This is a genomic window from Pacificibacter sp. AS14 (assembly GCF_038899935.1).
In the GTDB taxonomy this organism is placed as follows: Bacteria; Pseudomonadota; Alphaproteobacteria; order Rhodobacterales; family Rhodobacteraceae; genus Celeribacter.
In genome coordinates this window covers 218,108-241,261 of sequence record NZ_JBBMQI010000001.1, presented here as the reverse complement: position 1 = coordinate 241,261, position 23,154 = coordinate 218,108, and the positions used below count along the sequence as shown (strand labels likewise).

General features: G+C 53.6%; 21 protein-coding genes and 2 pseudogenes. 8 read left to right on the top strand and 15 right to left on the bottom strand.

Going from position 1 to position 23,154, the window contains the following annotated elements; genetic code table 11:
- Positions 1–43 precede the first annotated feature (43 nt).
- The 3 genes from WNY38_RS01210 to xth all read left to right on the top strand — a co-directional run bounded on the left by WNY38_RS01210 (position 44) and on the right by xth (position 2,607).
- Complete coding sequence (locus WNY38_RS01210) at positions 44–385, top strand: hypothetical protein (RefSeq protein ID WP_342855491.1); 342 nt, start codon at positions 44–46, stop codon at positions 383–385.
- 113 nt (positions 386–498) lie between these two features.
- On the top strand, positions 499–1,698 hold the full coding sequence (locus tag WNY38_RS01205; protein WP_342855490.1) for an NAD(P)/FAD-dependent oxidoreductase: 1,200 nt from the start codon (positions 499–501) through the stop codon (positions 1,696–1,698).
- A 78-nt stretch (positions 1,699–1,776) separates the two neighbouring features.
- Positions 1,777–2,607 carry an exodeoxyribonuclease III gene (xth, locus tag WNY38_RS01200; RefSeq protein WP_342855489.1) on the top strand — a complete coding sequence of 277 codons (831 nt, stop codon included), beginning with the start codon at positions 1,777–1,779 and terminating at the stop codon, positions 2,605–2,607.
- Between the two features lie 66 nt (positions 2,608–2,673).
- Here xth and WNY38_RS01195 read toward each other — a convergent pair whose 3' ends face one another.
- The 4 genes from WNY38_RS01195 to WNY38_RS01180 form a co-directional block, all read right to left on the bottom strand.
- The gene (locus WNY38_RS01195) at positions 2,674–3,825 is read right to left on the bottom strand and encodes a YHYH protein (RefSeq protein WP_342855488.1); all 1,152 of its coding nucleotides are present in this window, start codon (positions 3,823–3,825) and stop codon (positions 2,674–2,676) included.
- A gap of 248 nt (positions 3,826–4,073) precedes the next feature.
- The gene (gene der, locus WNY38_RS01190) at positions 4,074–5,564 is read right to left on the bottom strand and encodes a ribosome biogenesis GTPase Der (RefSeq protein ID WP_342855487.1); all 1,491 of its coding nucleotides are present in this window, start codon (positions 5,562–5,564) and stop codon (positions 4,074–4,076) included.
- Between the two features lie 91 nt (positions 5,565–5,655).
- Positions 5,656–6,984: a PQQ-binding-like beta-propeller repeat protein gene (locus WNY38_RS01185; RefSeq protein ID WP_342855486.1), complete on the bottom strand. Its 1,329-nt coding sequence runs from the start codon at positions 6,982–6,984 to the stop codon at positions 5,656–5,658.
- Positions 6,985–7,107: 123 nt separating this feature from the next.
- Positions 7,108–7,767 carry a hypothetical protein gene (locus WNY38_RS01180; RefSeq protein ID WP_342855485.1) on the bottom strand — a complete coding sequence of 220 codons (660 nt, stop codon included), beginning with the start codon at positions 7,765–7,767 and terminating at the stop codon, positions 7,108–7,110.
- 613 nt (positions 7,768–8,380) lie between these two features.
- Between WNY38_RS01180 and WNY38_RS01175 the strand changes: the two genes are divergently transcribed.
- Both WNY38_RS01175 and WNY38_RS01170 read left to right on the top strand, forming a co-directional pair.
- Positions 8,381–9,499, top strand: a complete 1,119-nt coding sequence (locus tag WNY38_RS01175) for an efflux RND transporter periplasmic adaptor subunit (protein WP_342855484.1) — start codon at positions 8,381–8,383, stop codon at positions 9,497–9,499.
- On the top strand, positions 9,496–13,164 hold the full coding sequence (locus WNY38_RS01170; RefSeq protein WP_342855483.1) for an efflux RND transporter permease subunit: 3,669 nt from the start codon (positions 9,496–9,498) through the stop codon (positions 13,162–13,164). Before WNY38_RS01175 ends, WNY38_RS01170 begins: the two co-directional genes overlap by 4 nt.
- Before the next feature lie 57 nt (positions 13,165–13,221).
- Here WNY38_RS01170 and dusA read toward each other — a convergent pair whose 3' ends face one another.
- Positions 13,222–14,223: a tRNA dihydrouridine(20/20a) synthase DusA gene (dusA, locus tag WNY38_RS01165; RefSeq protein WP_342855482.1), complete on the bottom strand. Its 1,002-nt coding sequence runs from the start codon at positions 14,221–14,223 to the stop codon at positions 13,222–13,224.
- Positions 14,224–14,325: 102 nt separating this feature from the next.
- Between dusA and WNY38_RS01160 the strand changes: the two genes are divergently transcribed.
- Entirely contained in the window at positions 14,326–14,913 is a 588-nt protein-coding gene (locus WNY38_RS01160) for a hypothetical protein (RefSeq protein ID WP_342855818.1), read from the top strand.
- Positions 14,896–15,129, top strand: a pseudogene (locus WNY38_RS01155) (DDE-type integrase/transposase/recombinase); the annotation flags it as partial. The gene WNY38_RS01160 and the pseudogene WNY38_RS01155, both read left to right, overlap by 18 nt.
- Before the next feature lie 61 nt (positions 15,130–15,190).
- On the opposite strand, the gene pcaF reads toward WNY38_RS01155, so the two are convergent.
- Genes pcaF through WNY38_RS01140 form a run of 3 tightly spaced genes read right to left on the bottom strand, consistent with a single transcriptional unit; the run spans position 15,191 to position 17,801 of the window.
- A complete protein-coding gene (gene pcaF, locus WNY38_RS01150; RefSeq protein ID WP_342855481.1) occupies positions 15,191–16,390 on the bottom strand; it encodes a 3-oxoadipyl-CoA thiolase in 1,200 nt (399 codons plus the stop codon).
- Positions 16,387–17,082: a 3-oxoacid CoA-transferase subunit B gene (locus WNY38_RS01145; RefSeq protein WP_342855480.1), complete on the bottom strand. Its 696-nt coding sequence runs from the start codon at positions 17,080–17,082 to the stop codon at positions 16,387–16,389. Before WNY38_RS01145 ends, pcaF begins: the two co-directional genes overlap by 4 nt.
- Entirely contained in the window at positions 17,082–17,801 is a 720-nt protein-coding gene (locus WNY38_RS01140) for a 3-oxoacid CoA-transferase subunit A (protein WP_342855479.1), read from the bottom strand. The genes WNY38_RS01145 and WNY38_RS01140 overlap by 1 nt, the downstream gene beginning before the upstream one ends.
- A 104-nt stretch (positions 17,802–17,905) precedes the next feature.
- Between WNY38_RS01140 and WNY38_RS01135 the strand changes: the two genes are divergently transcribed.
- The gene (locus WNY38_RS01135) at positions 17,906–18,664 is read left to right on the top strand and encodes an IclR family transcriptional regulator C-terminal domain-containing protein (RefSeq protein WP_342855478.1); all 759 of its coding nucleotides are present in this window, start codon (positions 17,906–17,908) and stop codon (positions 18,662–18,664) included.
- A gap of 172 nt (positions 18,665–18,836) precedes the next feature.
- On the opposite strand, the gene WNY38_RS01130 is transcribed toward WNY38_RS01135, so the two are convergent.
- From WNY38_RS01130 to WNY38_RS01100, 7 genes and pseudogenes are all read right to left on the bottom strand, one after another.
- Complete coding sequence (locus WNY38_RS01130; RefSeq protein ID WP_342855477.1) at positions 18,837–19,886, bottom strand: 3-carboxy-cis,cis-muconate cycloisomerase; 1,050 nt, start codon at positions 19,884–19,886, stop codon at positions 18,837–18,839.
- A gap of 68 nt (positions 19,887–19,954) precedes the next feature.
- The gene (pcaG, locus tag WNY38_RS01125) at positions 19,955–20,509 is read right to left on the bottom strand and encodes a protocatechuate 3,4-dioxygenase subunit alpha (RefSeq protein ID WP_342855476.1); all 555 of its coding nucleotides are present in this window, start codon (positions 20,507–20,509) and stop codon (positions 19,955–19,957) included.
- Positions 20,510–21,232: a protocatechuate 3,4-dioxygenase subunit beta gene (gene pcaH / locus WNY38_RS01120; RefSeq protein WP_342855475.1), complete on the bottom strand. Its 723-nt coding sequence runs from the start codon at positions 21,230–21,232 to the stop codon at positions 20,510–20,512.
- Positions 21,225–21,623 (bottom strand): 4-carboxymuconolactone decarboxylase, encoded by a 399-nt coding sequence (pcaC, locus tag WNY38_RS01115; RefSeq protein WP_342855803.1) that lies wholly within the window; start codon positions 21,621–21,623, stop codon positions 21,225–21,227. Before pcaC ends, pcaH begins: the two co-directional genes overlap by 8 nt.
- 18 nt (positions 21,624–21,641) lie before the next feature.
- A pseudogene (gene pcaD / locus WNY38_RS01110) lies at positions 21,642–22,397 on the bottom strand (3-oxoadipate enol-lactonase); the annotation flags it as partial.
- A gap of 52 nt (positions 22,398–22,449) precedes the next feature.
- A complete protein-coding gene (locus WNY38_RS01105) occupies positions 22,450–22,845 on the bottom strand; it encodes a RidA family protein (RefSeq protein WP_342855802.1) in 396 nt (131 codons plus the stop codon).
- Positions 22,846–22,933: 88 nt separating this feature from the next.
- Positions 22,934–23,152 (bottom strand): creatininase family protein, encoded by a 219-nt coding sequence (locus WNY38_RS01100; RefSeq protein ID WP_342855474.1) that lies wholly within the window; start codon positions 23,150–23,152, stop codon positions 22,934–22,936.
- Positions 23,153–23,154 lie beyond the last annotated feature (2 nt).

Below are 23,154 nucleotides of genomic sequence, written 5' to 3'. Positions count from 1 at the left end.
TGATCCCATATCAGCAAAAATATTCGTCTTGAAAGGACACACCATGTTTAACACTTCCGTAAAAACACTCGCAGCAGCAGCCGTACTTATCGCAGCCGGTTCTTCCGCTTTCGCATCCGACTACATCTTCGCAGACAACTCACAAGACCTGAAATCATATGTCGAACTTGACCTTGTGCGCGCTTCTTCAGCTGGTGTTGTAGACGTTTACGAACTTACAGCAGACGGCCAAGGCAAATTGCTCGGATCACAAGCTGTTCGCGCAGGCGCAAACGACGACGTACGTGTGAGCTTTAAAACAATCACCAACCAAGACGTGGTTGCGGTGCTGACAACAAACGGAACAATTGCAGCCACTGAAACCATCGACGTGGTTGCGAACTAACCTCTCTTTTCACCTCCTCCTCCCCTAAAGGCGGCCCTCATGGGTCGCCTTTTTACGTTTTTCGAGGGCATGAAACACTTGTCTCGCTGTGTGATTTGTTGTTTTACGCCCCTATGAACACAAAGACCCAATCCCACTACGACACGATCATTCTGGGCGCAGGGGCCGCAGGCCTGATGTGCGCAGGATTTGCAGCTGCAAAAGGCGGGCGTGTTTTGGTGGTAGATCATGCCAAACGCGCTGGCGATAAAATTCGCATTTCTGGTGGTGGGCGTTGTAATTTCACCAATATGTTTGCAGGGCCAGACAACTTTATCTGCCAAAACAAGCATTTCGCCAAATCGGCTTTGGCGCGTTACACCCAGTGGGATTTCATCGAACTGGTCGCCAAATACGGTATCGCCTATCATGAGAAAACCTTGGGGCAGCTGTTTTGCGACGAAAAGGCCACTCAAATCATCGACATGTTGCTGTCTGAGGCCAAAGACGCCGATATCGCGCTGAACACGTCTATTGATGCGATTGCGCATGATGGTTTTGTGTTTCGCGCGACATTGTCTGGCCGCAACGTGACGGCAACCAATATTGTTGTGGCCACAGGTGGAAAATCGATTCCGAAAATGGGCGCGACAGGCATTGGCTATCAAATTGCCACGCAATTTGGATTGCCCCTGACAGATACGCGCCCCGGCTTGGTGCCGTTGACCTTTGGCCCGCAGGAACTGGAGTGGATCGTGCCCTTAGCTGGTACTGCGTTAGACGGCCGTTTAGAGGCCAATGGCACATCATTCGAGGAAGCGCTGCTGTTCACCCATCGCGGTATTTCTGGCCCTGCTGTGTTGCAGGTGTCTAATTATTGGGTTGAGGGCGATACGGTGTATGCCAACCTGATGCCAAATGCGTCGATCTTTGACGCGCTGCGCCGCGCGCGCGCAGACAATGGTCGCCGCCAAATGAGCACGGCTTTGGCGGCGCTTTTCCCGAAAAAACTTGCCACCACCTTGTCCGAGAACCTCAAACTTTCGGGCAACTTGGCAGATCAATCCGACAAGGCGTTGCAAGATCTCAGCGATACGTTGCACGCCCTGCCCTTGAAACCCACGGGTTCTGAGGGCTACCGCACAGCCGAAGTGACCCTTGGAGGTGTTGATACAGATGCTTTGAGTTCGAAAACAATGGAGAGCAAGCAGGTCAAAGGCCTGTATTTCATCGGCGAAGTTGTCGATGTGACCGGCTGGCTTGGGGGCTATAATTTCCAATGGGCGTGGTCTTCAGCAGCTGCCGCAGGGCGCGCTATTGCGGATCACCCCTGATCAACGCTTTCCCTTGCGGCTTTGCGCGCTTAAACTCGAGGAAATAAAGACCAAAACCACAAACACAACGGATGCGTTATGAAAATTGCCAGCTTTAACATCAACGGTATCAAAGCCCGCATCGACGCGCTCACAGATTGGCTAAAGGAATCTGACCCTGATGTGGTGATCTTGCAAGAAATCAAATCAGTGGACGAAAATTTCCCCCGCGCACATTTCGAAGACTTGGGCTATATCGTTGAAACCCATGGGCAAAAATCATTCAATGGCGTGGCATTCTTATCGAAAGTCCCATTAGAAGACGTCACCCGTGGCCTGCCAAATGCCACGGGGATGGGCCGTGATGGCGCGGATGATATCGAGGCGCGCTATATCGAGGCCACTGTGATTGGCGAGACGACGTCTTTGCGCATCTGCGGGTTGTACCTGCCCAATGGCAATCCAGTTGACTTGAACAGTGATGGCACCCCCGTTGAAGGATCAAAATACGATTTCAAGCTCAAATGGATGCAGCGTTTGGAAGATCACGCACGCGATCTCTTGCAACTTGAAGAACCGTTCTTACTCGCTGGCGATTTCAATCTGATCCCGCAGGCCGAAGACGCAAAACGCCCCGATGCTTGGCGCAAAGACGCGCTGTTCCGCCCTGAGAGCCGCGAAAAATTTCGCAAACTGATGGACCTTGGGTTTACCGATGCTTTGCGGGTGAAAAACGGCGCGGATGAAACCTATACGTTTTGGGATTACCAAGCTGGCGCCTTTGATCGCAATGACGGTATACGGATCGATCACTTTTTGCTGTCGCCACAAGCGGCTGACCGGTTGCAGGACTGTCAAATCGATGCCTATGCACGTGCCAAAGCCAAGCCATCAGATCACGTACCGATTTGGGTTGAAATCGACTTGTAACGAAATGGAAAAAAGGCCCCGGAAACTCTTGGGGCCTTCTTCATATCATGTCATGAAATTTTATATTTAAGGCCGCTGGGGCAAAGCCGCTGTCAAAGCCTCAACTGTCACGCCCAGACTGTCCGCCGCTTTGGCCGCATCAAGGTTTTGCGGCGCACCTGCTGCCTGCAAGGCCATCAACAAATCTGTCGCAGAGACCCCCAAGGTTTCGGCTGCAGCTTCAAACCCTGCTGGAAGGCCATGGCCACCACCTGCAGGACCACCATCGGGGCCGCCCGCGGCGCCAACACCACCTTTCGCCGTGGTCGAGAAGTTCTGCTCAGCCATTACACCCGTCAAACACGGTGGCAGGTTCGGAAAGTCGGCTGTCGCGTTGTAATGGTAGCCAATGCCTTCACTGAAATGGCCGTTGCAGGCATCAAGATCTGTGGGGATTGATCCATCGGGATCATGCGTACCGTACATCGCGTAACCATCAAAGGCATAGCCAAATTGCGCTGTCACGTCTTGGGTGACATTGGCGCAAGAGGCATCCACACCAGCCTCATCATAAGCGCTACCGATGTCTGTTGCGGTCGCGTGCCAATGGTACCAGCCACCGGGATCAATATGCCCACCACAGGTGTCAAGTGCGGGCAAATGTCCTGTCTGCAAAACGGATGGCGCATCAGCAAAAATAGGCACACCATCAAGCCCCATGCCCACTTTGGCCACTGTGCCAAGATCAGTGACCTGATCCGCCATCTGCGGCGAGAGCGGAATAAGAGCGGTGATCACAACGCTGTCGTCCTCAGAGGCTTCCAAACATGTGTTGGTCTGCTCAGGGCGGCCCGCACCGGGATCAGAAATATGCATCGTGCCATCCGCATCGGTGAACTCGTACCCAAGCCCTTCGAGCATATAAAAGAACGCTGCGTTCAAGCGGTACAGACCTGCGTTTTCGCCGTCCCAATCCCAGATACCACCTTCGTCTCTGAGCGATGTGGGGCAGAATGGACCGATGTCCAAGCTTGTAGGTTTGTAAGGCACAACCAATTGCACGCATTGCGCGTCTTCGCCGTTCTCTAATGTGCACGACACAATCTCTGGGGTTTTCAGCATCTCTGCGGCATCAAAAAGTGAAATATCTACATCCGCTGCGGCGATGTTGGCCGAACACACCCCGACTACAAACGCCGCAGAACTAAGCCATGCCGTGTGGTTTGTCATTTTTACCATTCTAAAAACGTCCTTGTTTCTAACATACGCGATCGTGTTGGATGGGCAGTCTAACAGACATACCCACACCCTTTGATTGACACACGCGGACACACGACTTTTCCGTCGCGACGATGTGATAATATGCGCAGATTTGTGAAAATTTGTCGCGCGGCATCGCGAATTCCAGCGCAAGGTCTGAAAATGCAAAACGCCCGCAGACTTAACTGCGAGCGTTCTAGAATTTTAACACGTTAAATACGTGTTCGTTACCATTTCTTTTTGTCGTCGGCCCGTGCTTTGCCAAGGTGTTTGCGCAAGCGTGAGGGCACAGATTTGGTTTTGTTTTTATACGGGTTGTCTTCGCCTTGGTCACGGAACCACAGACGAATGGGCGTGCCTGGCATATCAAAGTCGATCCGCAAGCCATTGACAAGATAGCGTTTATAGCTCTCGTTCAATTTGTCCGCGTGTGAACACATCACCACGAACCCTGGAGGACGGGTTTTGGCTTGGGTCATGTAGCGCAGTTTAATCCGACGTCCACCGGGTGCGGGTGGCGGGTGCGCTTCGGTCATGGCTTTGAGCCAGCTGTTGAGACGCGCAGTCGGAACGCGGCGGTTCCAAATCTCATGCGCCTTCAAAATCGCTTCTTCCAACTTATCAAGATTCTTGCCGGATTTGGCAGAAACAGTGACCAATTGCGCGCCTTTAAGTTGCGGCAACAAACGGGCAAATTCTTCACGCAAGAATTTGGCTTTGTTGGATTTATCGGTCTCTTCGTCCCACTTGTTGACAGCGATAACAACAGCACGGCCTTCGCGTTCAGCCAAGTCGGCGATGCGCAAATCTTGCTGTTCAAACGGAATGGACACATCCAGCAAAACAACCACGACTTCGGCGAATTTCACCGCGCGCAAACCGTCGGACACAGACAGCTTTTCAAGCTTTTCTTGCACCTTGGCTTTTTTGCGCATGCCAGCAGTATCGAACACACGCACAGGCGTGTCGTTCCAATTCATCGTGACAGAAATACTATCGCGGGTGATGCCTGCTTCTGGTCCGGTGAGCAGACGTTCTTCACCCAAGAGCTTGTTGATCAATGTGGATTTGCCAGCATTTGGGCGGCCAACAACGGCAATCTGCAGCGGTTTCTCAAATGTGAATTCGCGAGAAGACCCTAAAGTGTCGCCCTCTTCATCGAAATCTTCATCCGTCAAAATCACATCGACATCAGGCGCATCGCGCTTGGCGCGTTCTTCGAACTCTTCTGAGATCGGCAAGAGCATATCGTAAAGATCGGACATGCCTTCGCCGTGCTCTGCAGACAGGCGCACAGGTTCGCCAAGACCCAAAGAATAAGATTCCAAGAACCCAGCTTCGCCCGCATGGCCTTCGGCTTTGTTCACGCCCAAGATCACCCGCGCAGATTTACGGCGCAGGATGTCAGCAAAGACTTCATCCGCAGGCAAAATACCAGTCCGACCATCCACAAGGAACAGACAGACATCCGCCATGCCAACAGCACGTTCAGTGAGCGCACGCATCCGGCCCTGAAGGCTTTCATCGGTGGCTTCTTCCAAACCGGCGGTATCGATGACGGTGAAGGGCATGCCTTGCAGTTTGGCCTCGCCTTCGCGCAGGTCACGGGTCACGCCAGGTTGGTCGTCAACCAAAGCCAGACGGCGTCCAACCAAACGGTTGAACAGGGTCGATTTGCCCACATTTGGACGGCCGACAATTGCAAGTGTAAAACTCATGGGTGATCCCGCTTTTCATCTCAAGTCGCCCCGATACACCCAAAGGGCCTTTGGGGTAAAGGGGCAAAGCTCAATCGGTCGTTATGCGTGCTTAGTTCAAAGCAGCCATTGTGCCGTTTTCGAGCAAGATATACATCACGCCGCCCACAACAATCGGATCGCTGGCAGCGCCTGCAGGCAAGCTCACTTGTGTCATCAACGCTCCTGAGTCTGGAGCAAAGCCGCGAAGTGCCCCATCAGAGGACGCCACCCAAAGCTTGCCACCCGCCGCAACTGGACCGTAATGGGCAAAAACAGCTTTGCGCTTGCTCACTTTGTCAGTGGTAAAGAGTGGCAATTGCTGCCCCCAGATACGCGTGCCACTTGAGGCAGACAGACGCACCAGTTCAGCACGGTCAGTGACGATAAACACGGATCCGCCAACAATCGACGCAGGGCTGTAAGCCCCTTCACGTGCAGTCCAACGACGTTCGCCTGAGTCCATATCAAAGGCCGCGAAACGACCCGCCTGATTGCCCATGTAAACTGTGTTGCCAACGATCACAGGATCTGAGGTGATGTCAGACACATTGGCATAAACCAATCCTGCGCGTTGCCCCGCAATCGAGGCAGACCAAAGACGCGTGCCGCCCTTGCGGAACAACCCGTAAATATCGCCCGCGGCAAAAGGCACCACAGCCAAACGATCATTCACAGCTGGCGCCGGCGCGCCGACCCGTGAGGCAATCGTTTCGGGGCCGCTCATTTGCCATTTAACCAAACCCGTCGCCAGATCAATGGCCCAAACTTGCGAATCGCCGCCAACCACATAGACCAGACCTTGGTGAACGGTCAGGCCAGAAGCCCCTGCTGCATCGATACGTTGTGTCCATGCACGCGCACCAGTGGCCAGATCAAAAGCGATGATATCGCCGTAAGCCGTCGCCGCCAAAAGTGTCGACCCAGAAATGGCCAAAGACCCGCCAGAGGCGTCGCCTTTATGTTCACTGGCCGGTGTGATGTCTTGTGTCCAAACAGTCGCGCCTGTCGAAGCAGAAACCACAGTCACGTGAGAGCCGGCATCAAAGGCAGCGACATAACCGTTGGCCGCCACGGGCGCAGAGGTCATCCGCAATTTACGTGTGTTGCCTTGGCCGATCGGTACAGCCCAAGCCACGGTCGGCGTTGTGGCGGTGAATTTGTTGTGGCCTGCGGCGTGACTCGCGGAACCACCGGTTTGCGTCCAGCTCGCCCGAGACACTTGAGCCCCAAGCGAAATCGCAACAGAGCTGTTTGCCACCTTGACGTCGCTTGCGCCTGCAATGGCAAAGCCATCGCGCAGCTCAAGGCGCTCGCCGGGCAAGATAACATCTTTGTCGCCGCAAGCGGATAAGCCGACCGCCAAAAGAAAAAGCCCTGTTTTACCAAACTGCGCGATCATGAGATGATCCCCTCGTCAAATGTCGTTTTCTTGTGTTCGTATTTTGAGAGCGCCCGACCCCGCATGCGGGTCCGTGTATCTGGCCCTGATATATATCAAAGCCGCAAAATCAAAAGTCTTGGCTTATTGTGCGATTGGATCTGCCCCAAGTGCAACTATCATTTGAAGGCTTCGGCGGCGAAGCGCCTCTGTGGCATCAACATCTTGTGCAATCGCGCGCAAGCCCGCCACAGCGGCCTCGATATCGCCAAGTTCGACCTGTGCGGTTGCGATTTGTTCTTCAGCCAGCAAACGATACGGCGCGCCCGGCGACGCGATACCCGCCAATTGCGCGATGCGGTCTTCGGGGGTGATATCCCCCGCCCCGATCATCGCCGTTTTCAAGATCGCCAAATCGCGAAAAATAGCATCCAGCGTGGCATCAACCGTGTAAGGTGCCAAGGCTGCGATGGCCCCAGAAGTGTCACCCGCTGCGTGCAATTCGCCGGAACGCACCATGTCAGCCACAATACGCGCCGATCCATTTACACCAGCAGCAGCCAAGGCATCCGCCCGCGCTGAGGCGTCATCACCACCAGAGGTCAAAGCCGCCGTAATCGCATCTCCGTTGGCTTGCGCCAAGGTTTCAGCTTTAGACTTTGACCATTCGTTATATGCAGCACCGCCCACAATGGCCAAAACGGCAACGATTCCAATCCAGCCATATTTGCGCAAAGTCGCGTAAAGTTTGTCGCGCTGAACCTCTTCGGTCACTTCGTCGATAAAACTGTCAGTATTGCTCACATTGGCCCCCGGGGTCGATTCAAACTTTGATCTGTGTGCTCGTTAAGAAGCTGCACATATTCTTGGTGTTGAGTCCCTCTTACCCCGAACCACGAACCCTTGCCAAGAGGATGTGAAACATTGAGCAAGCGACACGCGATTGAAGACGTAAAAGTCGCGTGCACTCAGAAGAATGACGCAACGTCTTTTGGCCTCATATCACGTTGACGTTCAAAACTTATCGCGCAAAGCTAGGCTGATCAATTCCGTATAAGTAGGGCTCATTTGTCGCAATTGCTCCCGCTAACGGCCCAAACTCACCATATGGACGCTTAAAACTCAAATACTGCCGGCTAAAAGCGCGTTTTTTAACTGTTTATGTGAAGCAATCGTCCATTATAATCGTATTGCTGATGTAATGTTGTTGAACATCTTGCGTAGCTTGGCGTCGTTGCCCATCTTGACCATAATGTTAATCTGTTTAAGACCAGCACAAGATTTGATGCAACTAGAGAGTGCTCCCATCTGGTTTCAGGCAACCTTTGGGCCAACAAAGCGCCATTTTCCTCTATCTAGCCTGAAATATAAATCCGGCTAAACGCCGCCTAAGATCAACGGACACAGAAATTACCCTATGCGTATTATGTCAATCATCATCGCCCTGCTCGTTTGCGTAGCACTATACTTCTTCATTTTTGAACGTGATCGTCTAACCACCGGGGCCGGTGCTCCTGAAACCGTGACGGTGGTCGAAACCCAAGCGGACGCATTTGCACCGCCTGGTTTAAAAGAAGAGACAAAGACCAAAGCCGTACACGTGGTGGCCACACATTCTGTTGCACGCGAATTGGACAGCGCGGTTATTTTGCGCGGCGAGACACAGGCCGCGCGTCAAGTGACTGTTGCGGCCCAAACTGGCGGACAAGTGATGTCAGAGCCGCTGCGCAAAGGGGCCTATGTCAAACAGGGTCAGATGTTGTGTCAGCTTGATCCGGGAACACGCGCCTCAACATTGGCGCAAGCCCGTGCGGGTCTGGCAGAAGCTCAGGTCGGCTTGAACAACGCGCAAACCCTCTCCGAAGGTGGCTATGCCTCTGAAACCAAAGTTTTATCAGCTGAGGCTGCATTAGAGAACGCGCGGGCTGCGGTGGCGCAAGTGCAAAAAGACATCGAACGCCTTGAAATCACAGCGCCATTTGCGGGTCTTCTGGAAACAGACACAGCAGAATTCGGCACATCACTGCAAGCGGGTTCAGAATGTGCGACAGTTATTCAACTTGATCCGATCAAATTGGTTGGTTTCGCCCCTGAAACCGAAGTCGACAAAATCGAAGTGGGTGCTTTGGCTGGCGCGCGCTTTATTTCTAGCGCAGAAGTCACAGGCCGCGTCACATTCTTATCGCGCTCCGCAGACCCAGAAACACGCACGTTCCGCGTTGAGGTCGAAGTGCCCAACACAGATTTCGCAATCCGCGATGGTCAAACTGTCGAAATTGGCATATCATCTGCCGGACGCTTGGCGCATCTGGTGTCGCAATCGTCTTTGACGCTCAACAACGATGGCCTTATCGGATTGCGCACAGTGGGCGCTGACAATTTGGTTGATTTCATGCCCATCGAAGTGATCCGCGACACCCAAGACGGCATTTGGGTCGCTGGCCTGCCTAAGGACGTGGACATCATTACAGTCGGTCAAGAATACGTTAGCAAAGGCGTCTTGGTCGATCCCCACTTTGAGGAGACTGTACAATGACGGGTCTCGTTGATTGGGCCGGTGAACGCGCCCGAATGATTTTGGCATTCATCGCGCTGACCCTCGTGCTTGGGACAGCGGCTTATGTAAGCCTGCCCAAAGAGGGCGAACCAGATATTGAAATCCCTGCCCTGTTTGTCTCAGTTCCCTTTCAAGGCATTTCAGCCGAGGACAGCGAGCGTCTATTGGTGAAGCCAATGGAAACAGAGCTGTCAGATTTGGATGGACTGGATACAATGTCGGGTACGGCCTCAGAAGGCTATGCCGGTGTCGCGTTAGAATTCGAATTTGGCTGGGACAAAACCAAGATCATGGCCGATGTGCGTGATCGCATGAACCGCGCCGAGGGTAATTTTCCTGATGGCGCGGACAACTATTCGATCAACGAGATCAACTTTTCCGAATTTCCGATCCTGATCGTCAACCTAACAGGCAACGTGCCAGAGCGCACCTTGGTGCAATACGCCAGCAAGCTGCAAGACCGTTTGGAAGGGCTTGAGCCCATCTTGGAAGCCGCGCTGACAGGCGATCGTGCAGAGATGCTTGAAGTGATCATCGATCCTTTGCGTCTTGAATCCTACAACGTCACCGCAGCTGAGTTGATCCAAGTCGTCACCCAAAACAACCAACTGGTGGCCGCGGGCGAAGTGTCCACATCCACTGGGACTTTCGCGATCAAGATTCCGGCCTCTTTCAATGACCAAAGCGATGTGATGGGCCTGCCTGTTAAAGTGAACGGCGACCGCGTGATTACGCTTGGGGATCTCGCGTCCATTCGGTTGACTTTTGAAGACCGCGAAGGCACGGCGCGCTTTAACGGCGTCGATAGTGTCGCGCTGCAAGTTGTCAAACGCAAAGGCTTTCCCATCATCGATACGGTTGAGTTGATCAAAACCGAAGTCGATGCCGAAGTGGCCACTTGGCCACAAGCCTTGCAAGAAGCGATCAATGTCGGCACCTCGAACGATCAATCCACACAGGTCGCATCGATGGTGAGCCAACTCGAAGGCTCTGTTTTGACCGCTGTAGCCTTGGTGATGATCGTTGTCTTGGCGTCTTTGGGCATCCGGTCGGCTTTGCTGGTTGGTTTTGCGATACCGACGTCTTTCTTGCTGTGTTTCATTTTACTTGGCCTCATGGGCATCACCATTTCCAACATCGTTATGTTTGGTTTGATTTTGGCGGTGGGCATGCTGGTGGACGGCGCAATTGTTGTCGTGGAATACGCGGATCGTAAAATGGCCGAGGGCGAAGGCCCGATGGCGGCCTTTGTTGAAGCAGCCAAGCGCATGTTCTGGCCGATTGTGTCCTCGACTGCGACAACGCTCTGCGCTTTTTTGCCGATGCTGTTTTGGCCGGGCGTTGCGGGCGAATTTATGGGGATGTTGCCGGTCACGATCATTTTTGTTCTGTCGGCTTCATTGATTGTGGCCTTGATTTATCTGCCTGTTATGGGCGGTGTCTCTGGCCGTATTTCACGCCTGTTTGACCGCACCTCAGCGGTTCTCAAAGCGCGCCTGCCATGGATCGTGCGCGCCGTTTTGGTCGTGCCCTCGACCTACATGGTATTTGTTGGTCTACGCCAATTGATGAACCCTGGATACCTCTTCGGTGGTTCAGCACCCGATGGACTTGTGGGGCTCATTGCTGGCGCTGTTGTATTTCTCATCGGTTCTGCATTTTCAGGCATCACATTGGCCGCAGCAGGTCGCGAGAAAAAAGAACAAAAAATCCGCGCAGGTTATAAACGCTCACCCTTTGGATGGTTCACCTACGCCATTGCTGGCAATCCAGTGATGCCCGTTGTCACGATTGCTGCGGTTATTTTTAGCGTTGTCGCCATTTTCGGCTACTACGGCGCCAACAACAAAGGCGTCGTATTTTTCGCAGACACTGAACCAGAACAAGCCATCATATACGTGCGCGCACGTGGCAACCTGTCATTGAATGAAAAAGACGCCCTCGTGCGTCAAGTCGAAGACGTCGTTCTGACCCAAGTCGGTGTCGACAACGCCTTTGCCTTTGCCGGTTCTGGTGGTTTGAATGCCAACACAGGTGGCGGCGAAGGCCCCCGTGACACCATTGGTCAAATCCAAGTCGAATTGATACCTTGGGCCGAACGCCCAACGGTCACCCAAGACGGATTCTTGTTCTTTGAGGACACGCATGTCGCCGAAGAATACAACGGCAACACAGTCTTGGACGAGCTGCAAGAACGCCTTGACCAAATCCCTGGTATCTATGCCGAAATCCTAGCTCTGTCTGGTGGTCCGGCTTCGTCGAAACCTGTTCACCTACGTTTAATTGGTGACAATTTCGACACGCTTGACGGAGCCGTGCAAACGGTGCGCGACAAGTTCGAGGACACGCAAGCCCTGACCGAGATTGAAGACACCCGTCCCCTGCCCGGCATTGATTGGAAGATCAACGTCGATGTGGCCAAAGCTGGCCGCTACGGTGCAGATGTGGCGACTGTGGGCGGTATGGTCCAGCTCGTGACGCGCGGGATCACCCTCGACACAATGCGGGTGCCAAGCTCGGATGAAGAGATAGACATCCGCGTGCGCTTACCCGAAAAAGACCGCGTGATGTCAACGCTTGATAACCTCAAGGTGCGCACCGCTGGTGGGCTGGTGCCGTTGTCAAACTTCATCACCCGTGAACCTGTGCAAAAGCTGGCCCAAATCGACCGCGTGGATCAAAAACGCTACTTCGATGTGAAAGCGGGCGTGGCGTCAGACATGACCACCGAAGCCGGCATCGCGATCACGCCCGTCGAACGCGTAGCGCTGCTCACAACCTGGTTGGAAAACGACGCAGACCTGCCGGACGGTGTCACGTGGGAATGGACAGGCGATGACGAAGAGCAGCGCGAAACCGGCGCCTTTCTTGGCAAAGCTTTTGCCGCCGCTTTGGCTTTGATGTTCATCATTCTGCTGGCCCAGTTCAATTCGTTCTACAACTCGGTTTTGGTGCTCATGGCGGTGGTGATGTCTGTCGCCGGCGTTCTAGTGGGCCTTTTGGTGATGGACATGTCGTTCGGCATGATCATGACCGGCACGGGGGTTGTCGCTTTGGCGGGGATTGTGGTGAACAATAACATCGTATTGATCGACACCTACCAAGAATACTCGCGGATCATGCCACGGATCGACGCCATTGTGCGCACAGCAGAAGACCGCATTCGCCCTGTACTCTTGACCACCATCACCACGATGGCAGGCCTGACGCCGATGATGTTTGGTCTGTCTTTGGACTTCATCAATGGCGGGTATTCTTTGAACTCGCCCACGGCGGCGTTCTGGACCAACTTGGCCACGGCTGTGGTGTTTGGTTTGGGCATTGCAACGGTTTTGACGCTGATTTTCACCCCCGCCATGCTGGCGCTTCGGGTTTGGATTTGGGTGATCTTGCGCTATCTCGTGACGGTGACGGCGGCAGCGATTGGACGACAAGGCCAAACCGCACGTGACTTTACCTTGGCACGCGAAGCCAAACGAGCCAACAATCCCGAGTTTGTTTGGGACGTTGAACCGTACCAGGATCAGCCGATTGATCATCAGGCAGAAGCACCGACAGAGTCAAAACCAAAAGATCAACAAAAAGCGCCTAAAGATGAAAATCTGGCTGCAAACAATGGCAAGCCCGCAACCGCTGCAGAATAAAATAAACGCCCCCAGTTTTGGGGGCGTTTTTCGTTCTAACATTACGAAAATGTTGTCTTAAAGATCATCCATCGCGGCCAAAGCTTCGCGCACTAAGCCAAAATCAGCGCCTTCTTTATAGGCCCCTTCTGACAAGATGCGCTTCCATCTGCGCGCACCAGGCTGGCCCGCAAAGACCCCAAGCATATGGCGGGTGATCTGCGCCAACTTGCCGCCTGCGGCCACGTGACGGCCAATATAGTCTTCCATCGCCATCACTACCTCGCGTCGGCTCAACGCCGTCCGCGTGTCGCCAAAGACCAAAGCATCGGCATGGCCCAAAATATCAAAGGGCTGGTGATAGGCCGCGCGACCGACCATGACGCCATCCATCACGTCAAGCTGCGACAGCATCGCTGCCTCATCAGCAATCCCCCCGTTTATGGACAAATGCAGGTCGGGAAATTCAGTCTTCATCGCATGCACCAACGCATAATCAAGCGGCGGAATATCGCGGTTTTCTTTCGGGGACAGACCTTGGAGCCAAGCCTTGCGCGCATGGATCGTCAGACGTCTCACCCCTGCGCTTTGCATTTTTGCAAGGAAATCAGGCAGAACTTCATGCGCCTCTTGCGCATCCACACCGATGCGGCATTTCACTGTCACCTCGACGCTTGAGACCTTGATCATCGCTTGCACGCAGTCTGCGACCAAATCCGGTGATTTCATCAAGACAGCGCCAAAGGCCCCCGATTGCACGCGATCCGACGGGCAACCCACATTGAGGTTCACCTCATCATAACCCTGATCGACACACATCTTAGTCGCCAAAGCCAGTTCCGCCGGATCAGATCCTCCGAGTTGTAGCGCAACAGGATGCTCGGCCTCAGAGTATGCCAGTAAATGTGCAGCACCACCTTGGACAAGCGCGGGCGCTGTGACCATTTCCGTATAGAGCAACGCGTGTTGAGACATCAGACGATGAAAGTACCGACAATGCCGATCCGTCCACGCCATCATAGGTGCAACGGATAGCCTTGAAGACAAGTAAGCGTCTGATTCTAAATAACTATGGCTCAAAATGGCCTCCACATCGCATCGCACATTGTTGCTTGTTTTTGCCCGTTTTTTACTATTTGAACAATAAAATCTGTTCAAATATCCTAAAAATGTTGTTCAGATATGCCCCAGATTGTAGAACGCGAACGTAAAGATGGGTCTATCGCCTATGTTGCACAAATCAACATCAGACGAAATGGCAAATGGGCGAACCGCGAATCTCGAACTTTTGACAAGCATTCTTCAGCTTCAGCACGGTTCAAAAAACGGATGAAGGAAATCACCGCAGCAGGCGCAGACCTGTCTACCGTCAAAAGCAAAGGCAGAACCCTAAGCACTGCCATCGACCGCTACATCACTGAAAGCGTCAAGAAAATTGGCCGCACCAAAGCGCAGGTGCTGAGGTCAATTCGCGAATATGACATCGCATCTATGAACTGCAATGAAATCCAAAGCCATGACATCGTTCAGTTCGCCAAAGAACTTGGCGCGACACGAACACCAGCCACCGTTGGAAACTATATGTCCCACCTTGGGGCAATCTTTGCCGTTGCTAGGCCAGCATGGGGCATTCCACTGAACCAGCAGGCGATGAAAGATGCGTTCGTAGTTTGCAATCGCCTTGGGATAACCGGAAAAGCGAAGAAACGTGACCGCCGCCCCAACTCACTGCCAATGCATCGCGTGGTCGGGTTACTGATGGCTGTTTGACGTCGCAAACCAACGAGCAAAGTTCTAGTACATTCTGACCAAGGTTCACAGTTCACAAGCATTGATTGGGCGTCGTTTCTCAAACACCACAATCTGGAACACAGTATGAGCCGCCGTGGGAATTGCCATGATAATGCCGTGGCCGAGAGCTTCTTTAACCTGCTGAAACGAGAACGCATCCGTCGCAGGACATACAAAACCAGAGAAGGCGCTAAGAACGCACGCGGCTCAACAGGGCGACTGCGAGTTCATAAGGCGCCACAGCATATCTAAAAAGTTACAAAGCCTCCAAGGCAATCGCGATACCTTGACCGACGCCGATGCACATGGTCGACAGGCTCTTTTCTCCAGATTTCAAATCAAGCATAGCTGTGCCTGTAATGCGCACGCCAGACATGCCAAGCGGATGTCCAAGCGCAATCGCGCCACCGTTTTTATTGACCCGTGGATCATCATCCTCAACACCGAGATCCCGCAAAGTGGCCAGTCCTTGGGAGGCAAAGGCTTCATTCAGCTCAATAACGGCGAAGTCATCAATGCAAAGCCCCAAGCGTTTCATCAGTTTGTGCGAGGCAGGCGCAGGGCCAAAGCCCATGATCCGTGGCGCGACACCGGCTGTGGCCCCACCGAGAACTTTGGCGATCGGTGTGAGACCATGCTTTTCAGCCGCTTCACCTGTGGCCAAAATCACCGCCGCAGCGCCGTCATTTACACCCGATGCATTGCCAGCTGTGATCGTCCCGCCCGTTTTCACAAACGGCTTAAGCTTTTGCAGCGCTTCAAATGTCGTTGACGGACGTGGGTGTTCGTCTTGTGACACCACGACAGGGTCGCCCTTGCGCTGGGGGATAATCACTGGCGTGATTTCGCGCGCCAAACGACCGCTATCGGCGGCAGCTTTGGCGGCTTGCTGCGACCGCAGGGCAAACTGGTCTTGATCTGCGCGGCAGATGTTGAAATCTTCCGCCACGTTTTCAGCAGTCTCAGGCATAGACTCCACGCCGTATTGTTCTTTCATCAACCTGTTCACAAACCGCCATCCAATAGTGGTGTCGTGCACCTCATTGGCCCGCGAAAATGCGCCCGTGGCCTTGGGCATCACAAAAGGCGCGCGCGACATGCTTTCAGTGCCGCCTGCAATGATCAGATCGGCCTCGCCCGCTTTAATCGCGCGCGCAGCAGTGATGATCGCGTCCATGCCAGAGCCGCACAAACGGTTCATTGTTGTGGCAGGAACCGTGTCAGGATAACCCGCAAGCAAAAGCGACATACGCGCCACATTGCGGTTGTCTTCACCAGCTTGATTGGCACACCCAAAGATCACTTCATCAATGGCAGATAGGTCCAAATCAGGATTGCGTTCGGACAGCGCGCGCAACGGAATTGCGCCCAAATCATCGGGGCGCACAGCGGACAATCCACCACCATAGCGGCCAATAGGCGTGCGGATATAATCGCAGATAAATACATCGATCATGACAGTGTCTCCGGTACAATAAGATCGTCAACGGTGCCGTCCATATGCAACGCGGCCCCTGTAACAGACTGCAACTGATCCATCGAAATTTGAGGCAGCTTCTCACGCAGAACAAATTGGCCGTCTTGGATATCGATCACCGCAAGCGACGTATAGATGCGGGTCACGCAGCCAATGCCCGTCAATGGAAGTGTGCAGGTTTCAAGCAATTTGGGTTCCCCCTTTTTGGTCACATGATCCGTGATGACGGCAACATTTTTTGCGCCATGGACCAAATCCATCGCGCCCCCCACGGCTGGCACGCCTTTGGAGCCAACGCTCCAATTTGCCAAATCACCGTTCTGACCAACCTGATAAGCGCCCAGAACAGCCAAGTCCAAATGCCCGCCACGCACCATGGCAAAACTATCTGCATGATGGAAAAAAGACGCGCCCGCATTCAAAGTGATCGCCCGTTTGCCCGCGTTGATCAGATCCCAGTCCTCTTTTCCAACGTCGGGTGCCTTGCCAAACCCAAGCACACCGTTTTCAGTGTGATACGTCACCTCGCGGCCTTCAGGTTGAAACTTTGCGATCATTTCAGGGAACCCAATTCCAAGGTTCACATAGGAGCCATCCGCCAAATCCTGCGCCGCGCGCCATGCGATTTTGGCGTTGGGCAATTTGTCTTCCATTACGTTGAAATCGGCCATTAGTAGATCGCCCCTTCGCGCACGAGTTCTTCTTCTTGTTTCGGATTTTGAACCTCGACAACAGTGTCAATGAATATCCCGGGCGTAATCACATGTTCTGGATTGATAGAGCCTGAAGCACATAGATCGGCCACCTGTGCGATGGTGTGATCCGCAGCCATGGCCATCAGCGGGTTAAAATTACGCCCCGCAAGACGGTAGGTCAGATTGCCAGAATGATCGCCCTTATGAGCTTTAAGCAAGGCAAAATCGGCCTTGAGCCAACGTTCGCGCACATACATCTTACCGTCGAAGTCTTCCGTGTGCTTGCCTTTGGCCAAATCGGTGCCAAAAGAGGTCGGCGTGTAAAAGGCGGGGATACCTGCCCCTGCAGCTCGGATACGTTCAGCCAATGTGCCTTGGGGCACCAGCTCCAAGGCGATCTCTCCTGCAAGGTATTTCGAATTGAACGCTTCGGCGTTTGACGACCGCGGAAAGGAACAGATCATTTTTTGCACCATGCCCGCTTTGATCATCGCGGCGATGCCCGTCGACCCGTTGCCGGCGTTGTTGTTGATGACGGTCACGTTTGCAGGACTGCCTGTCGTGCGATACCGGTCTATCAGAGCGTGGATAAGTTCAATCGGTGCGCCTGAGCCGCCAAAACCGCCGATCATAATTTGCGCGCCATCTGGAATACCTGCGACAGCATTGCGTACGGAGTCTGCTATTTTCGTCATGGGTGTCTCCTGAGTTGCCTGCAAACTATGGTGATGCCCTGCGGTTCGTCACTTAAATTGTTCATATATTGACATTTGTTCAATATAGACGTGAGTATGTGCGCATGTTGAACAAAACGACCGATTACATCGCTTCGCTGGCCAAAGGCCTCAAGGTTATCGAAGCCTTTGGCGCAGAGACGCCACGGCTTTCTATTTCTGAGGCGGCCAAGGCAAGCGCGCTTGATCGCGCAACAACCCGCCGTGTTCTGCTGACCCTGCACCGAGAGGGTTATGCCGATTACGATGGCAAATTCTTTACGCTTACGCCGCGCGTGTTGCGGTTAGGCGTCGCTGCTATTTCATCACTGCCTCTGTCGCAAATCGTACAGCCTTGGCTTGAACAGCTATCGCAGCAAATTGGACAAAGCTGTTCGGTCGCGCTTCTTGACGAAGGAGATATCGTATACATTGCGCGCGCGGCTCAAAAACGGGTCATGTCCATCGGCCTCATGCCAGGGTCTCGTCTGCCAGCTGCGAGCACATCAATGGGTCGTGTGCTTTTGGCAGCCCTGCCCCGCGCCGAAGCACAGACCTTGATCGAAAGCGTTGATCTGACGCCACGCACGTCCTTTTCGCTGACAAATCCTGTTGAGATAATGGAGCAGATCGATAACGCGCGTGACGCGGGATATGCGATCATCGACCAAGAGGTCGAAGTCGGACTAAGGTCCATTGCTGTGCCATTGATCGATGGTCGCGGGCGCGTGGTGGCCGCAATCAACACAGGGATGGCCGCGACACACCAAACGCCAGAACAGCTGAGCGCGCAGTACCTTGAAAAATTATTGAAAGTTCAGGCCGGCCTCAAACGGGTTTTATAGCGCGCCGATCCGTTCGATAGATCCAAGCAAATTTGCAGTACAATCTAGGCACCGCGCGGTGGCTGTCATCATCGCATGCGGCATTCACAAAGGGGGAGAATTTTTAACGCAGGGGCAATAAGGTCGTGATCAGGAACGCGGAATTGAGGCGGTAAATACAAAGGCCTATAGATCACTTTGCAACAGCATGCGCCCCAATACTGGTAATCTGTTCGATCAGTTTTGCGCCCGTGATAAGACTGCACCCACAGGTTTCCGCCATAGCAGGTAAGGTCAGCCATTCCAGCATCCAAGCACTTCCGGAGCGCTCAAATTCATGGGTCAACGCATGATGCATTTGTGCCAAATCACCCGCGTTGCGGCGCGCTAGAGTGATTAAAATTTCTGCACGCACAGGATTTTGTTTATGTGGCATCGCAGATGATCCGCCGCCGCCCGTCAGTGTGAGTGCGTCTTGGCTGTTCAACGCCATCATGGCAATGTCTTGACCGATTTTGCCGATCGCGCCAGTCATGCGTGCGAGAAAAGCCGCAGCTTCGGCCAGAATAGTGCGATCATTATGCCATGCGTAACCAAGATCACGCAGCCCTAAGAACGCCGCAAAATTGCGCCCCATAGTGTCTGTCATTTTAGGGCCGCGCGTCCCTACTGGTCCGCCCAATTGCACGATCGCGCAGCGCTCAGCCAAGGCAGGCAGCTGCCTTAAAAGGTCTTCCAATGGCCGACGCCAGGTTGTGATCCGGTCAGCTGCGGTGATCGCCAAGGCCGGCTGCATACGGGTCACTGCCATAATCTCATTTGCCCCATCGCGGTCACTAAGCGCATTCAACGCTGCTATGAGGTTGTTTAGGCGCATCTCCAATATTGGGAACAAGGCCTGCAGCCCCATCATCAAGCTCGTATCGATCACGTCTTGCGAGGTCAGACCACTATGAACGAAGGCATGATCCGCTGGCGCAACGCTCTGTTTTAGATGTCGCACCAAGGCTGGAATGGGCACGCCATCTTGGGCCATGCCTGCTGTCAAATCCGCCACAGTCACATCGCTGTGCATGAATGCCATCTCGAGACGCGCAGCAACCTGCGCAGGCGCGATGGCATGGGTCCAAGCGGCTTCAATCTTAAGCATCTGCCGCAAGGACGTTTCGGCAGAAAACAAAGCGGCCACTTCGGGATCGCCAAACAGCGCATTCATCCACGGATTTTCAAGGATCGAGTTCATGCGAGGCATACCTTCAAGGGTTTAAGTCTATTGCGACGGCAACGCTGGTTTGGCCTTACGCGACGCGATTAAACGTCGAAAAATACCGTTTCATTCTCACCACGAAGGACGCAAGTGTGATGATACCCCCGCGGTGTTTTTTCAGCAACCAAGGTTGAGGATCGATCTGCTGCCAACTGAAAGACCGGATCTTTTGAGTTATCTTCGTTAGGAAAATAAACACGTGTCGAGAGACCCAGATTGATTCCACGGGCAACGATCCACACAAGCACATGCGGCGCTTGATCACCTGAGGCTGCAGGCTTTAAAGTCTCAAAGGTAGCGATGCCAGTGTCTGCATTTGTCGGTTGGCGCCCCCAATGGGTAAAGCCTGTCGTTGGCCCGAAGGTCCCATCAGGTCCGGCTTGCCAAATCTCGATCAAAGCATCCTTAAGCACTTCGCCAGCGCCATCAAAGAGTTCAAAAGACAGCTCGATACGCTCGCCCTCCGGGGTGCCCGTGATCATTTTTGCGCCAAGATCGACACCGCCATACATGCCCGTCAATCCAGCAAAAGTAGGCACGCAACCAATGTGCACGTAAGGTCCAGCTGTCTGCGAGGGGATTTCCTTTAGCTCAGTCATTTACAAACCCTCCAATTGGTTTTCAAACAGCGTTTGCTCACGCCCGCGCAGCACAATATCAAAGCGATATGCGCGGATATCCATCGGCACCGTTTTGTCCATATCCAGACGTGCAACAAGCGTATCGATGGCTTTCTCACTGGGAATGGCCTGAACGATTGGGCACAGCGCAATATGAGGATCTCCTTCGAAATACATCTGCGTAATAAGGCGCTGTGCAAAGCCGTCACCAAAGACTGAAAAGTGAATATGGGCAGGACGCCAATCATTGCCACCATTGGGCCAAGGGTATGGTCCAGGTTGCACGGTTCTAAAGCTGTAAGAGCCGTCTTCGCCACTGATACAGCGACCGCATCCGCCAAAATTGTCATCCAAAGCCGCGAGGTAACCGTCTTTCTTATGGCGGTACCGACCGCCAGCATTGGCCTGCCACACTTCGATCAATTTACCTGCAACAGGACGTCCATTTTCATCGATCAATTTGCCATGCACAATGATACGCGGTCCAATGGCACAGGCACCCGCCTGCGCGTAGTTTAAGATCAAATCATCATCAAGCTCGCCGAGCATATCATGCCCAAAAGCAGGCCCAGACATCTCTGTCGCAGTTGGGCTGTAATGCAAACGCTGATGCGATGGTGCGCGCAAAGTTGTGCTGCGATAATCTGGCGACAAAGGAGCAGGATGCCAATCAAGATCGCGGGGCGCAATTAAGTTAGTCATCGACTTGATCCTTCATTTCAAGAAAGGTAGCGCGCGCCAATTTTAAGGCGTGGTTGGCTTTCGGAACGCCTGCATAAATTGCAACATGTTGGAACGCTTCTTGGATGTCGCGTCCGCTTGCGCCAGTGCGTGCGCTCGCCCGCACGTGCATAGGGATTTCTTCGAAGTTCCCAGTGGCCGCAAGCAGCGCCAGCGTCAGCATGGAACGCTCCCGATGCGCAAGCCCTGAGCTTGACCAAACGGTGCCCCACGCGCCTTCCGCGATGAGCGTTTGAAACGGCAGATCGAAATCAGTCTTTGCAGCTTCAGCGCGATCAACATGGCTGTCCCCTAGAACGTGCCGTCGCGTTTTCATGCCTTGATCATATTTTGAAAGAGACGGCACAGCCATACCTTCGATCAAACGGGCCATACGCTCTGGGTCTTCCAAAGACGGCAAGTGGCCAACCCCTTCAAGCACTTCAAAGTGCGCATTTGGGATCGCCGCAGCAAGGTCTTGAACCTGTGCGCTGGTCACCGATTTATCCTCTGCCCCCGCAATGCACAGCGTCGGCACCGTGATGTTTGCAACGTCTTGCGACATATCAGTGTCGCGGATCGCGGCGCAAGTGGCCGCATAGCCCGTGGCAGGTGTTCGCGTCAGCATGTTGCGGTGCATCGCCCATCTGTGAGGCTGTTGGCCTTGATATTCAGGCGCAAACCAATTGTCCAAGATGGTGTCGGCAATGGTCTCAATGCCCGCGGTGCGGATCGCCGAAATCCGGTCATTCCAGCGCGCATCGGTGCCGATTTTGGCCGCAGTGTTCGCCAGGATGACGGCACGCAGTAAATCAGGGCGGCGGATTGCGATGGATTGCGCCACCATGCCGCCGACGGACACGCCGCACAAAATAATATCGGACAGCCCACGTTCTTCGATCAAAGCAATCAAGTCGTCAGCCAGCTCAGTGACGGTATAGCCCGTCCCATCTTGGGTGATCCCACTTTGCCCATGCCCGCGCAGATCATAGGTCAACGTGTCAAAGCCACGCCCCAGATGCGCAATAACATCGTCCCAAATGCTTTGATCGCTGCCCAAGGAGTTGGCGAAAACCACACAGGGCCCACCGCCATCCGAGCGGTGGCGATAAGCGATCAGCTGACCGTTGACACGTGTAGCTTGCATTTTATTCCTACTCTTTTTCGTATACGTTTTGTGTCTTGCACTCAAACCACGCTTAGGGGGCGCAAGCCATGACTTCGACCTCGACTAAAAACTCCGGCTTTGTGAAGCCTGACACAATAAGTAGCGTGGAAGCCGGTGGTCGGTCTATACCTTGCATGAAGGCGTCTCTGGCAACCATATACTCTGCGAAATAGGCGCGGTCTGTCACAAATCCTGAAATATGTGCCACATCAGCGGGCCCCATATTTGCCTCGGCCAAGATGGCAGAGATGTTGGCAAAACAAACACGCGCTTGCTCTAGGACGGTTGTGGGTATTGTTCCATCAAGGGCAAGCCCCAACTGGCCAGAGCTGCGCACAGTCCGCCAGTTTGGTGGAATTTCCACGCCATGGGCATATCGGCCAAAAGGGGCAGAAATCGAACTTGGTATCAGAGCTTTCACAATCATACGTCCTAAGATAAATCCGTGGAACAAAATGTTGATCCTACGGGTGAAGTTGCCGATGCAGTCTTCAACAACAACCTTGCTGGAGGCGTCAAGCCGTGAGACACAAAGTTGGAAAGACAATGATAGGCGCGGTTTGTGTTTTGCTGACAATGAGCTGCGTCATAGCATCCGCGAGCAGGCTATCTGTGCCAGTTGGAAGATGCGGGCCGTGCTGCTCCGTGGCGCCGACAGAAACAACAACCACAGCGTCTTTGAGCGCCTCGTCTTCAAAAGCTGTTTTGTTCAGGTGGCGCCAATACAAGGTCATAA

Excerpts from the sequence above, each read along its gene's own strand:
- WNY38_RS01210 (WP_342855491.1), top strand. The coding sequence starts at position 44 with ATGTTTAACACTTCCGTAAAAACACTCGCAGCAGCAGCCGTACTTATC.
- WNY38_RS01205 (WP_342855490.1), top strand. The coding sequence starts at position 499 with ATGAACACAAAGACCCAATCCCACTACGACACGATCATTCTGGGCGCA.
- xth (WP_342855489.1), top strand. The coding sequence starts at position 1,777 with ATGAAAATTGCCAGCTTTAACATCAACGGTATCAAAGCCCGCATCGAC.
- WNY38_RS01195 (WP_342855488.1), bottom strand. The coding sequence starts at position 3,825 with ATGGTAAAAATGACAAACCACACGGCATGGCTTAGTTCTGCGGCGTTT.
- der (WP_342855487.1), bottom strand. The coding sequence starts at position 5,564 with ATGAGTTTTACACTTGCAATTGTCGGCCGTCCAAATGTGGGCAAATCG.
- WNY38_RS01185 (WP_342855486.1), bottom strand. The coding sequence starts at position 6,984 with ATGATCGCGCAGTTTGGTAAAACAGGGCTTTTTCTTTTGGCGGTCGGC.
- WNY38_RS01175 (WP_342855484.1), top strand. The coding sequence starts at position 8,381 with ATGCGTATTATGTCAATCATCATCGCCCTGCTCGTTTGCGTAGCACTA.
- WNY38_RS01170 (WP_342855483.1), top strand. The coding sequence starts at position 9,496 with ATGACGGGTCTCGTTGATTGGGCCGGTGAACGCGCCCGAATGATTTTG.
- WNY38_RS01160 (WP_342855818.1), top strand. The coding sequence starts at position 14,326 with ATGCCCCAGATTGTAGAACGCGAACGTAAAGATGGGTCTATCGCCTAT.
- pcaF (WP_342855481.1), bottom strand. The coding sequence starts at position 16,390 with ATGATCGATGTATTTATCTGCGATTATATCCGCACGCCTATTGGCCGC.
- WNY38_RS01145 (WP_342855480.1), bottom strand. The coding sequence starts at position 17,082 with ATGGCCGATTTCAACGTAATGGAAGACAAATTGCCCAACGCCAAAATC.
- WNY38_RS01140 (WP_342855479.1), bottom strand. The coding sequence starts at position 17,801 with ATGACGAAAATAGCAGACTCCGTACGCAATGCTGTCGCAGGTATTCCA.
- WNY38_RS01135 (WP_342855478.1), top strand. The coding sequence starts at position 17,906 with ATGTTGAACAAAACGACCGATTACATCGCTTCGCTGGCCAAAGGCCTC.
- WNY38_RS01130 (WP_342855477.1), bottom strand. The coding sequence starts at position 19,886 with ATGAACTCGATCCTTGAAAATCCGTGGATGAATGCGCTGTTTGGCGAT.
- pcaG (WP_342855476.1), bottom strand. The coding sequence starts at position 20,509 with ATGACTGAGCTAAAGGAAATCCCCTCGCAGACAGCTGGACCTTACGTG.
- pcaH (WP_342855475.1), bottom strand. The coding sequence starts at position 21,232 with ATGACTAACTTAATTGCGCCCCGCGATCTTGATTGGCATCCTGCTCCT.
- pcaC (WP_342855803.1), bottom strand. The coding sequence starts at position 21,623 with ATGGCTGTGCCGTCTCTTTCAAAATATGATCAAGGCATGAAAACGCGA.
- WNY38_RS01105 (WP_342855802.1), bottom strand. The coding sequence starts at position 22,845 with ATGATTGTGAAAGCTCTGATACCAAGTTCGATTTCTGCCCCTTTTGGC.
- WNY38_RS01100 (WP_342855474.1), bottom strand. The coding sequence starts at position 23,152 with ATGACCTTGTATTGGCGCCACCTGAACAAAACAGCTTTTGAAGACGAG.